Source organism: Paenibacillus vortex V453, from assembly GCF_000193415.1.
Classification (GTDB): Bacteria; Bacillota; Bacilli; order Paenibacillales; family Paenibacillaceae; genus Paenibacillus_AQ; species Paenibacillus_AQ glucanolyticus.
Map to the genome: position 1 here is coordinate 91,248 of NZ_ADHJ01000043.1, position 11,577 is coordinate 102,824.

At 50.6% G+C, this 11,577-nt stretch carries 13 protein-coding genes; 8 read left to right on the plus strand and 5 right to left on the minus strand.

The window, feature by feature from the left end; all coding sequences use genetic code 11:
* Positions 1 to 20 precede the first annotated feature (20 nt).
* A complete protein-coding gene (locus PVOR_RS23670) occupies positions 21 to 1,187 on the minus strand; it encodes a DUF445 domain-containing protein (protein ID WP_006212054.1) in 1,167 nt (388 codons plus the stop codon).
* A 137-nt stretch (positions 1,188 to 1,324) separates the two neighbouring features.
* Here PVOR_RS23670 and PVOR_RS23675 point away from each other — a divergent pair, with 137 nt between their 5' ends.
* The 6 genes from PVOR_RS23675 to PVOR_RS23700 are packed head-to-tail and all read left to right on the plus strand — an operon-like array spanning position 1,325 to position 8,130.
* Positions 1,325 to 2,719: a YheC/YheD family endospore coat-associated protein gene (locus tag PVOR_RS23675; RefSeq protein WP_006212055.1), complete on the plus strand. Its 1,395-nt coding sequence runs from the start codon at positions 1,325 to 1,327 to the stop codon at positions 2,717 to 2,719.
* Positions 2,720 to 2,734: 15 nt separating this feature from the next.
* The gene (locus PVOR_RS23680; RefSeq protein WP_006212056.1) at positions 2,735 to 3,871 is read left to right on the plus strand and encodes a YheC/YheD family endospore coat-associated protein; all 1,137 of its coding nucleotides are present in this window, start codon (positions 2,735 to 2,737) and stop codon (positions 3,869 to 3,871) included.
* Positions 3,868 to 5,241 carry a YheC/YheD family endospore coat-associated protein gene (locus tag PVOR_RS23685; protein ID WP_006212057.1) on the plus strand — a complete coding sequence of 458 codons (1,374 nt, stop codon included), beginning with the start codon at positions 3,868 to 3,870 and terminating at the stop codon, positions 5,239 to 5,241. Before PVOR_RS23680 ends, PVOR_RS23685 begins: the two co-directional genes overlap by 4 nt.
* The gene (locus tag PVOR_RS23690; RefSeq protein WP_036643312.1) at positions 5,238 to 6,344 is read left to right on the plus strand and encodes a YheC/YheD family endospore coat-associated protein; all 1,107 of its coding nucleotides are present in this window, start codon (positions 5,238 to 5,240) and stop codon (positions 6,342 to 6,344) included. The genes PVOR_RS23685 and PVOR_RS23690 overlap by 4 nt, the downstream gene beginning before the upstream one ends.
* Positions 6,345 to 6,400: 56 nt before the next feature.
* Positions 6,401 to 6,940, plus strand: a complete 540-nt coding sequence (locus tag PVOR_RS23695) for a GNAT family N-acetyltransferase (RefSeq protein WP_006212059.1) — start codon at positions 6,401 to 6,403, stop codon at positions 6,938 to 6,940.
* Positions 6,922 to 8,130: a YheC/YheD family endospore coat-associated protein gene (locus PVOR_RS23700; protein ID WP_006212060.1), complete on the plus strand. Its 1,209-nt coding sequence runs from the start codon at positions 6,922 to 6,924 to the stop codon at positions 8,128 to 8,130. The genes PVOR_RS23695 and PVOR_RS23700 overlap by 19 nt, the downstream gene beginning before the upstream one ends.
* Before the next feature lie 11 nt (positions 8,131 to 8,141).
* On the opposite strand, the gene PVOR_RS23705 is transcribed toward PVOR_RS23700, so the two are convergent.
* Positions 8,142 to 8,828, minus strand: coding sequence for an HAD family hydrolase (locus PVOR_RS23705; protein WP_006212061.1), 687 nt, complete (start codon positions 8,826 to 8,828; stop codon positions 8,142 to 8,144).
* 179 nt (positions 8,829 to 9,007) lie between these two features.
* Between PVOR_RS23705 and PVOR_RS23710 the strand changes: the two genes are divergently transcribed.
* Together PVOR_RS23710 and PVOR_RS23715 are read left to right on the plus strand one after the other, a co-directional pair.
* Positions 9,008 to 9,295, plus strand: coding sequence for a hypothetical protein (locus tag PVOR_RS23710; protein ID WP_006212062.1), 288 nt, complete (start codon positions 9,008 to 9,010; stop codon positions 9,293 to 9,295).
* A gap of 328 nt (positions 9,296 to 9,623) precedes the next feature.
* Positions 9,624 to 10,352, plus strand: a complete 729-nt coding sequence (locus PVOR_RS23715) for a hypothetical protein (RefSeq protein WP_006212064.1) — start codon at positions 9,624 to 9,626, stop codon at positions 10,350 to 10,352.
* 53 nt (positions 10,353 to 10,405) lie between these two features.
* On the opposite strand, the gene PVOR_RS23720 is transcribed toward PVOR_RS23715, so the two are convergent.
* The 3 genes from PVOR_RS23720 to PVOR_RS29895 form a co-directional block, all read right to left on the minus strand.
* Positions 10,406 to 10,975, minus strand: a complete 570-nt coding sequence (locus PVOR_RS23720; RefSeq protein WP_006212065.1) for a manganese catalase family protein — start codon at positions 10,973 to 10,975, stop codon at positions 10,406 to 10,408.
* A 90-nt stretch (positions 10,976 to 11,065) separates the two neighbouring features.
* On the minus strand, positions 11,066 to 11,341 hold the full coding sequence (locus PVOR_RS23725) for a spore coat protein CotJB (protein WP_006212066.1): 276 nt from the start codon (positions 11,339 to 11,341) through the stop codon (positions 11,066 to 11,068).
* Between the two features lie 5 nt (positions 11,342 to 11,346).
* A complete protein-coding gene (locus PVOR_RS29895) occupies positions 11,347 to 11,568 on the minus strand; it encodes a spore coat associated protein CotJA (RefSeq protein ID WP_006212067.1) in 222 nt (73 codons plus the stop codon).
* Between the last annotated feature and the right edge of the window lie 9 nt (positions 11,569 to 11,577).

Below are 11,577 nucleotides of genomic sequence, written 5' to 3' on the forward strand. Positions count from 1 at the left end.
TGCACTCGATGAATATCCATCTATCTCCAGAGCAGGGTTAACATCGATTGGAACAATCCAATCATTCCCCCCAGCAGGACGCCCAGCCACGTAATGGCCCTGAATTCCCGCCCCAAGACGCTTAATATGACCTCTTCCAGCCGCTCAACGGGAAATTTCTGGACCTGCTCCTGAACAAGCTGTGGTAAATTAACAGCCTTCATGGCCACAGGAACGCCTCGCTCCAGGAAGCCCAGGGCTTTGTCAAGCAAGCCCGGCAGCGCCGCCTCGATGGCAGGCATCCGCGTCCCGATCACGTCGGCAACGCGAAGATTTTCGATTTGCTGAATCCACTTGGCCCAAGGAAGCTTATCATCCAATGTGCGTTCGATCCACGTCAGCCCTGGCTCGCCCGTTGCATGCTCGATGACCTCCCCAAGCGGCATATCGCCGTAATATGACAATTTTCCTGAGATGATGTCCGTAATCGTCTTACGAACCTGATCTCCCTCAAGCTGCTGGATCAGCATGGGGGTCAGCTTCTGAATCAGTTTATCCTCATCCACAAAAATCGAAGCCATTGTGCCCAAAAATCCGCCCGCCTTATCGATGAGCGAGGAAGCCACATCCGATAGCATTAGCTGGCCTTTGGCTGACAGCAGCGTGCTCCCCAGTTCCTTCAGCACCATATCAGTGGCTGCCCTGCTCCAGCCCTCGATCGTTTCTTCCGACCAACCGGGAACAAGCACCTTCAGCGGTTTGGCTCCCAGCTCATACCCATGCCATATTGCAGATGCGCCCTGGGCCGTAAGCGAGCGCGCCGATTGTTCGGCCCGAACCTTTACCTGCTCCCACTGCTCGGGACTCCATACCTTCAACGCCAAGTCTCCCAGGCTCCGTTCCGATTGGCTCCATTCCACCAGCTTCCGATGAAGGGTATCCTCCATCTTGGCCCGGAATACGGGCTTGCGGATGAGTTCCTGCAGTCCTTCGCTTGTCACCAGATAGTCCGAGACCACATGTCCCAACGACTCTGCGATTTCTTCCTTGCGCTTCGGGATCAAGCCTGGTGTAAATGGCAGGCGACGACCCAGCAGAATTTTTTCTTCGCGGGGGTGAAACAGCATTTTTATCGCAAAGTGGTTGGTGATGCCGCCGACAAAAGCAGCTACGCACACGTTCACCAAAATAAACAGCCAGTTCGGCATTTTAAGCACTCCTTTTTCCCGAGCAGTACAATCACCAAGGGATATATGTCCTCATATGATGCATTACATGCAATGATCAGATGAAGTTCTTAGTCTGTTCACTTAAGTATCCAGTTGTTGTCGGAAGGAGATCCATCATGCGCAAATCCAAGATTAAACCCAACACCAAATCCAAGATATCGGTTCAATTAGTCCGTTCAGCCCAGCTTCCGGATAACGATATCAAGCTTGGTGATCGGCTCATAAGACAGCTCCGTATCCCCACAGATTCGCCGATACAGCTTGCCTTTGGCTCCTTCAAGCAGGAAATTCAAGTCACTTCAGGAGGTAAATCGAACTCGCTGCATCTTAACCCTTCCGTATTCAGCAATTCGGGACTTCTTCCTCGAACCGTAATGAATGTCAAATATTTTCCATTAGAAAGGACTCTGAAGCTCGGTCCGCTTATCGGGGTTATGGTCAGTCGCTATCACCCGGATGAGCCAGACAAACCTTTCGGATCCATTTCAGCCTTCTGCCTGGAAATGGTAAACGCGGCCAGGAAACAAGGCGCATATGTATACTTCTTTACCCCTGACATGATCGGTTCGAACCCGTCGACACTTGAAGCGATTGCCTATGACGCGGGGTGGAAAAAGCTCAGCGTTCCAGCTCCAGACGTCATTAATAACCGGCTGTCTACCCGCAAACTGGAGAATAGTCCTAGCGTACAGCATTTTATGAGAGAAGTAAAATCACGATTCGGCACCCACATCTTCAATGAGAAATTTCTCGATAAATCCGATGTTTTTGAAGCACTCGGACCTGATGCGAAACTTCAAAAGTATTTGCCTGAATCCTATTTACTGAGCGGTTATCCAACCCTCAAAAAAATGTGTGCCGCTTATCGGACGGTGTTTCTAAAACCGGTACGTGGAAGTCTGGGAAAAGGAATCATCCGGATATCCCGCCAAGAGAACGGCCATTATCAGACGATGACCACCTCTCTTGAAGGAATCAAGAAAAATACCTACTCCTCGCTTCCAAAGCTGTTCAGCAGCTTATCAGGAAAAATCAAGAAAACGCGTTATCAAATTCAGCAAGGATTGGATTTGATCCGCATCAACCGGCGAAACGTCGATTTTCGCGTGCTTGTTCATAAAAACAAAAACGGCAAATGGTCGGTGACTTCTGTCGTAGCCCGAATCGCCGGCGGAAATCACTTTGTGTCCAATCTTGCCAGAGGCGGTACGCTCTCTGCCGTCAAGGATGCGCTTGCGATGAGTGGAATTCCGTTAACCTCCAAACAAACAGCGCCTGCTCGAATGAACCAGATCGCACTGGACATCGCTCATGGATTGGAGGCTGCCATTCCATATCATTTCGGTGAGCTCGGCATTGACTTGGCGATTGATACGTCAGGACGCATATGGCTCCTTGAAGTCAATTCCAAGCCTTCCAAAGGTGAAAATGCACCGCTGAATGCCGACTCCAAAGTTAGACCTTCAGCCGTACGCCTCGTTCAATATTGTCAATTCTTGACGGGTCTTTAAAAAAAGGAGAACCTTATGTCCTTAAACATGATAGGCACCCTGGGTGTCATGGTATGCCGCAGACCAGGTTCCCCTCCCTTTGCCGAGAAGGAATTTCTTCGTGAATTAAGCTTGAGGGGCAGGAAGCTCGGAATGCAGGTATTTGTTTTTTGCCCGGACGATGCTTTTGCTGCTGACGATGCAGGAAGCAGTTCAGACAGAATCAAAGGGTATTGTTACGGCCCGGATCAACAGTGGAGTTCCGGCAGCTTTCCACTGCCTGATATCATCTATGACCGAGGTCTGCATCGAAACGGCGAGGAAACCGCCGCCGCAAGCGAATCTCTAAACCGCATGTTACAACGAGGTTCCAGACTATGGTCGCGCGGTTTGCCAGGCAAACAAAAAGTACATCAATTATTGAAGCATTCAGCCGCCTTAAGACCTTATCTTCCTGCAACCTTAAGTTATACGGGAGACGAATCACTGAACCGGGCTTTGCTGGCTTTTGGCAGCGGCATTTTTATGAAGCCAAGCGGAGGCTCTCAGGGTCGTCACACGCTGTGCATCTCCTGGATAGATGAGCTGCATGTCAAATTGCAAGGGAGAGATCGGAGCAATCGCATGTTCGAGCAGACCATTCCCTTGGAGAAGATGAACGACTGGGTGCGGAGGTTTACCGGCAGACGCCGATTTATCATTCAACCCTTCCTGAAGCTTCATAACCGTAACGGGGAGCCGTACGATATCCGGTCGCTGGTCCAGAAGAATGATCGCGGCTTATGGTCCATTACAGGAATTGCAGTAAGGCAAGGAGCTGTCCAGGGGTTGACCTCTAACCTTCATGGAGGCGGTACGGCTTACCCCGCCCTTCCATATCTAACCTCCGATTACGGGGAAGAGAAGGCCTTGAAGATCATTCAGACCATCCGGGAATTGTCCGCCCAGCTTCCTTCACTGCTGGAAGAAGGGTTCGGCCGTCTTGGGGAACTGGGAATCGATTTCGGCGTGGATATGAGCGGGCGAGTATGGATTCTGGAGGTCAATTCCAAACCTGGCCGACGCGCATTTACACTAACGGGAGATGGTGACGCAGCCCGGCTGTCCGTCGAACATCCGATTCAATACGCCCGTTATTTATTGCTTCGACAACTTAGGAGGGTAAATACATGAGTTTGAATTTCGGAAATATTCATTTCTCGCAGCAGCCCGAAAAAGTCGTCTTTTTATCCGGTTCGCTGCTTCGGAGCCTGGGACTAACAAGCAGGAAATCCATTCAGCTTCGCATCGGCACCAATGCCGTGTCCGCTTCTGTGAAACCGATAGAGCGGTCGGGGAAACATATCTATTTAAGCAACGGCGTCCGAAACAGCATCAATGTCCCCAGACAAGGACCCGTCTATATTCATTCCCCCCGTGACGGAGAAATCGAACTCGGGCCCGTTGTTGGCGTTCTGTCCGATGGACCACATAATCCATCCAGCCCGTTCGGCGCCAGGACTTCGTATATCAAGCAGCTGCTTCGTGAGGGCAATAAGAAGATGTTTGTATATGCCTTCGCCCCGCGGGATATCAACTGGCAGCGTGAAACCGTGCAGGCCTATATGCTCGGCTCTAACGGCGGCTTTGTGCGCAAAACCGTTCCGCTTCCTGACGTGGTCTATAACCGCCTGCCCAGCCGGAAAACCGACTTCTCCCCGTTCACCAATCAGCTCAGAGACCGGTTTGGCAAACGCAATATCAAATTCTTCAATTGGGCATTCTTCAATAAATCGGATGTGTATTCACAGCTGGACGGCGACGTGCAGGCCGGAAGATATTTACCAGAAACCTATAACAATCCAAGTCCCGAGCGGATCAAGGATATGATGGAACGCCATAGCTTTGTCTACTATAAGCCCTCAGCCGGAAGTTTAGGACTCGGCATCTACCGACTGACCTACCTCCCCAAAAAAGGATACTATGCGCGATATCACGGAAACGGTGGTAACACACTGCTGAAATTCCCGAACTTTAACAGCATGATGCGGATGCTTCAGGCCAAACACGGCTCCAAGCTGAAGAATTATGTCATCCAGCAGGGAATTCGGCTTATTGAAATTGACGGCTGCCCCATCGACTTCAGATTCCATATGCATAAGAACAGCAAGAACCGCTGGTCGGTGGTCGGTATCGGTGCCAAAAAAGCCGGCCGGGGCAGCGTAACAACGCATATCAAGAACGGCGGCTCCTTAATGACACCGGAGCAGGCGCTCTCCCGTGCCTTCGGCTCCAGGTCGCGTGATGTGCTGGAGCGCGCCAAGGACGCCGCCATTGCGATGTCCGAAGCCATCGAGAATCATCATCCGCATCTGCTGGGAGAAATCGGGTTCGATATCGGCATTGATGATAACGAGAGAATATGGATGTTTGAAGCGAATTCGAAGCCCGGCAGATCGATCTTCAGCCATCCTTTGCTCAAAGGGGAAGGAAAAGCATCGGTCGAGCATATTTTTGAGCACAGCATGTATCTGAGTGGCTTCCACAGGGGGAATGATTCGTGATCAGCCGAGTGGAGAGTGATGGAAGACCGGTTGTAGCTATTCTGACCATGCATGATTCGTATTCCATGTTCAGGGGCAACCGGCAGAACTTTCAGGAAATCATCAAGACGGGAAAAGATATGGGCTTTATGGTCTATGTAGTAACCGTGCGTGATCTGAAACTAAACTCGGGTACGGTCAAGGGCTATACACTGCAGAGCGACAATTCCTGGGAGCAGAGGCTCTGTCCTCTGCCCCAGGTTATATACAACCGGATTCCATACCGGGAGGATGAATCCCTCCCCTGGGTCCGCCGCAAAATCAAGGAATGCCAAAAGCACCCCCACATCGATATTTACAATCCGCACTTCTTCAATAAATGGCAGCTCTTCTCGTGGCTGAACAAATCACGCTTAACTAAAAAATGGGCTCCTCTAACGAAGCGTATGAAAGGCTTCCCCACTTTATACGAGATGATTAAACGGAAGCCTTACCTTTATCTGAAACCCGAGGATGGAAAAGCCGGGCAAGGCATCATGAGAGTGCGGTATCAGAGGAACAACTCCCTTCCTTACCGCATTCAAATTCAGAACAACAAGAACAGCACGACTTATAAAGCGGCGTCTCTGGAACGGCTCTGGAATCGCGTCTATCAGGAAACCAAAGGGAGCTCTTACTTGATCCAGCAGGGAATCGAGCTGGCCCAGGTCCATGGACGCGCTTTTGACCTTCGAATTCTTGTGCAAAAGAATGAGTTTGGTGCGTGGTCCGTCACTGGCATCGGCGCTCGCATGGCAGGTGCCAAGAGCATAACCACACATGTTCCCCGCGGAGGAACCATTGAGGATCCCGAGAAATTGCTTCCAATCGTGTTCGGTCAGGAGCGCTCTGAGGCCATTCTTAGTGAAGTTAGAAAAGCAGCCGTGCACATGGCCCGGCAGATTGAGAAAAGCTCCGGCCATACGCATGGTGAAATGTCGATGGATCTTGGAATTGACAGCGAAGGCGTCCTCTGGTTTTTCGAAGCCAACTCGAGACCGATGAAATTTGACGAACCGGCCATCCGTAAAAAGTCACTTGAGCGGATTTTTCAATATTCCGACTATCTGATCAATCAACGATAGGACGCTGCCTCGCCTCGAAACCGAGCCTTAGGGATTATAGGAAAGGAGGGGATCCTGTGGAAATCTCATGTCTCTCTCTCTCAAGTCCGGATGAATGGCCGCATGCACGACAGCAGTGCAGCGACTTTCTCCGGCGGTATAGCAGCAAGCGTCTAACCCGTGAAGGTTATCAGCGTCTGGCTTCGCTATCCTACGATGAATTGATGCAGCCCGGTACTTCTATTATAGCGGCTACAGTTCGAAGCGATGTCGGCCGCATACCTGTGGGAATTTGCTATGCGGCGGACTATGGCGAAGGTGCCTGTATGATTGCGGTGCACCCGCTTTACCGCAACCGGCATATCGGCTCTTCCCTGATCCGCTCACAATTGTCCAGACTTGGTCGGCTGCGCTGCAAAGTAGCTGCCGATCATTCAGCCAGTTTGCAAATGTGCTTCCATGCAGGCTTACAAGCTATCGCCCTTGAGCAGGGTCCAACAGGCAAGCCAACGCTCATTATGAGCGGAACCCTGCCCTTAAACCAATACCAGAGTTCTTCAGCGCCTAATGCTGACTCTATTCAAGAAGGTGACCTTCTGTGTCAAAACCCATCTTAGGTATCATGACGCTTTACTTGGATGATCGAAAAAAGCTGGAAGAACGGCATATCTACGAGCATATGATCAGGGAAGGCAAAGCGATGGGGATGGACGTTTATGTCTTCACCCCTGCCGATGTCAACAGCTCACAAGGTCTGATCAACGCCATGGAGTACGATCCTGACAACAACAAATGGAGCCGAAATTGGCGTTCGTTTCCCCATATGATCTTTGACCGCTGCCGAATTCAAAAGAGCGCCCGATTTCAACAACTGCTGCGCTTTCGTTCCCGCTACCGGTATTTACTGTTTCTGAACAGACCCTTGCGCAATAAATGGACGATTCATCAAATATTATCCACCAAGAAACGATTCCGGCCCCATTTGCCGGATACCCGGATCGTGACGAGCACCAGCGATATCCACCGGATGCTGAATGTTCATCCCACCGTCTACTTTAAGCCGATTAACGGAACGGGCGGACGCGGAATTCTGAGGATAAACAAAGTGGAAGGTGTCGCAGGTACCTATGAAGTCCAGGGACGCAATGCCAACCGCAACATTATTAAACCAAAACGCATGCCTTCAGGCCATCTGGCCCAATACCTCTCAGGCTGGGGCAATAAAGATAGATACCTGGTTCAGGAAGGAATACAGCTGGAACTGCCGGATGGCAGAGTGCATGATTACCGGATGCTCGTACAGAAAAATGGAACCGGCCGTTGGCAAGTGACGGGCTGCGTAGGACGCGTTGGAGCACCCAAAAGCGTCACCTCCAATCTGCATGGCGGCGGACGTGCAACAAGGATGGAAGAGCTGCTGAGCAAATGGATTGCGGATCCGGCAAGGCGTGCCAGCATCCGCGAGGAAGCCGACGCTCTCGGCGTGGATGTCGCTAAGTTTCTTGATGAACAGTACGGGGGCTTGTGCGAACTCGCCCTGGATTTGGCCGTTGATAAATCCGGGAGAATCCTCATTATCGAGGTTAATCCGAAGCCATCGCGGGAAGTCTTCTCGCAAATCGGCGATATGACGGCTTACAGGGAATCCATGGTAAGGCCTCTAGAGTATGCAATGTGGGTATACAGTACAAAAAAAATCCGCAAAAAATGCTTAATCGAAGCTTACGAATGCCGTATCTCAGAATTCAGAAGAACACACAAAGGCTGTTCCCAAGTTGGTTCCTACCCTTGGGAACAGCCTTTGTGACTCCTATCTATCTATTCCGCTTGATCATGAAGCTTCAACAGCTGTGAAAAAGAATGAATGACAACGTCCGAACCCTTCAGCTCCTGCTCCCCGCCAAAGCCAGCGTACTGACATCCGATGACGGTCTGTCCATTCTCTTTGCCTGCCTCCACATCCGACGACCGGTCACCTACCATCCAGGCATTCTGGATATTATGCTGATCCAGCAGTAACCGTACCAGATCTACCTTCGAAGCCGTTCCATGCTCTCCAGCACTGTAGACTCCGTCAAAGAGCGACATGATTCCTCTCGCATCAGCAATGCCCTTAACGTAATGCTCCAGACCGTTGCTGGCAACAAACAAACGGACACCGCGCTGATGAAGCTCCTCTAACGTTTCCTTCACCTCAGGATACAATATGCCTGTTTTATTGTTCAATCCCTCAAGCTCCAGCTGCAGCAGCAGCTCATCTGCCCTGCGATGGGCAGCAGGCGTTCCATTCGGTATGACCTTCTTCCAGATGTCATCGAGCAGCATTCCCAAACATCCAAGCATCAGCTCCTCATCCGGTGTTTCCCCTTGATAATGCCCCTCTTCACGCAAAATGTCGAACAGTTTGTGATAGGCAGGCAGCAGCAAGGTTTCCGTCTGAAACAGCGTTCCATCCATGTCAAATATCATTGCTTCCGGCTTGATCAAAGTTGCTGTGTTTTCCAATTTGGTCCTTCCCTTCGCTCCGTATAATCTGATTTTAGTCTAATCTCCCCTCATCATATAGGAACCATATCACAACTGCAAACCCCAATTCCTATATACTTTTGGACTTCAGCCTATAAAGTATGCGTAACCAGGGGAGCTTAATCGTTGTTATAAAGATAATGAGTTAATGTGAAAGGATGATCGACGTGCCGGGAACTCAGGAATCCGCCGCTGCGCAGCAAATCGAGCAACTGGAAGCCGAACTGGCGACAGAGCTCAATCGATATAATTCAGACGAACAGGCTGCCATTCTTAAGCGAATAGTCAGCCGTCTAAAAAGAGGGAGGTATGTCCGCAGCCCGATCGTGATTGTTAAGGAGATGATCAGAACGCCGCTGGTGTGGCTCCTCATGGCGATGGGAATCACGATCCCTCTGCTATTCTATATTCTGATTGTCTGGGTATCGCTGGCCGTTGAAAGGTAATCTTCGACCTGGTTACTTCGGACACGTGCGCCAGATGAACAGCGTAGCTGCGCACAATACCGACTGCCACCGTTAGACGGCGCCATCCCGGCAGGTACTTACTGACTGAATCACTAGGCAAAGGCAACCGCCGAAGCTCCATCATATACAGGACAGTCTGGCAGATATTAGCCTGGCCTTATTTGTTCATTGCGTAAGCAAAAAGCAAATCGGACAGAGTCATTGTCGATTATTTTCCTCCGTCAGCCAGTCCAGCCTGTGTCTAAACTAGGCGAACGTACATAGACTGGGATATATTTGATTTTGCCGATGAAGGAGCCCGAAAACCATGAATCATGCAAAAGCGAAAGCCAAACCCAAGCACATCCCCTTAAAAAAACTTCCCCCGCTCGCCCGGATCCAGGAGTTTCCCACTGTGCGCATTCATCACGCATCTTCTTCTACGAGTCAAGCAAACGCCCCCGCTGCCCAACAAGTGAGCGCCGCATACAACGAATGCATCGATCGGGCTTTTCGGATTCCAATCTTTTTGAGCACGGCCAATTCGTTGAACAACGTGCAGCAGCAATTTTTCAACCGGCTGGTTTTGGAAATTGAGGACGCTTTGTTATTTCCACGCACCCTGCCGCAGAGTGAGCAGTATCCCGAGACGGTGCTGACCAACATCCGTCGTCTGGTCATCTCCAGCTACGGTATGCTGGCTATCAACTTCCGAAGATTTTTTGTGCAGATCCTGGAAGCTAACGTCGGGCAGCCGCCAACAACCACGCCGTTTTGGCAGGGCTCTACCTTTTCACAGATCGAACCGTCGATGGCTTTCCAATTTGGCCTTCCGATCTTGTTGGTCAGGGAGCGGGGGACCGATACCACCAATGGGATCTGGGCAGGCGGCATCACGCCGCTGAACATTTTCGTGGAATGGGACTCCGACAATCAGACCGTGGATGAATTTTTTGGCAGCGTGCAATGGAGAGAGGTCTTTGCCAACTGGACTGCGGAGGTTAGGGGCAACTACTACCTCCGAACGGAACCTCAGTTCAGCCTACAGATGCAGTAAGATACATAAAGTCCCACCGGCAGGCTGCCGGTGGGACTTTATGTATTCCCTATTTAAAAAACCTTCTTTGTCGCCCGATCATCCTTAATAATCTCTACCGCCTCCCGGAAACGGATGGCATGAATGATTTCACGTTCCCGTAAAAATTTAAGACCGTCCTGCAAATCCACATCATCCGTCATATCGATCAACCACTGGTATGTAGCCCGCGCTTTCTCTTCTGCGGCAATGTCCTCATACAAATCCGCGATAGGATCGCCTTTGGCCTGTATATAGGCTGCCGTCCATGGTACACCTCCGGCATTCTCATAATACAGCGCATGGTCGTGATTCACGTAGTGAGCGCCGAGTCCTGCAGCTTCCATCTCCGACACCGTTGCATCCTTCGTTAATTTAAATACCATGGTGGCAATCATCTCAAGATGTGCGAATTCTTCAGTCCCGATATCATTAAGCAGCCCAATGACCTTGTCAGGAATGGTATATCGCTGATTCAGGTAGCGGAGCGCTGCCGCCAGCTCGCCATCGGCACCTCCGTACTGCTCAATCAAGAACTTCGCCATTCTTGGATCACATTTACTTACACGGACCGGATATTGAAGCTTCTTTTCATATACCCACATGGGCTCTTCCGCCTCCTTGTTCTCGCTTTTCCTAATCTTTAGGGCTGCATGCCGTTCGTGAAGGAAGTTGCAGCCCGAGTGACGGCACCATTAAACCTGCCAAGGCCAGGGGCCTTGAGCCCATTCAAAGGGATATTTAGAAAATGCACGGCCAAAATTTTGCAGGGGTCCATACAGCTCTTGAAATTGCTTCGCAAGTACCGTTCTTTCCTGTGTCAGCTTGTTAAACTGCTCAATACTCTTCAGGTCATCCGGATGAGTATCCAAAAACAGATTCAGCTCCACCAGGACAAAATCCAATGCCTGCAGCTGCTCCAGCAATTCGTAATACTTCAGATCACCAACCTGGGGTTTGGCTTCATTCACGCCGCTCACTCTCCTTTAAATTTTCGCGAGGTATACGGACTATATAAGGATGGCCACAACGTTCCGTATCTCAACGCTTCGGCAGGGCTGAATTGTGGCAGTCCAGCCGGTTGAAATACGATATACTGGTTAACAGGGACTACGTACGATCTGTAGAGTTTGGGAGGGCAAGGATCAAACGGGGAATGAAAAACCGGGTAGACACGTACCTCTGGATTCTCCTTCAAGGGTATTCC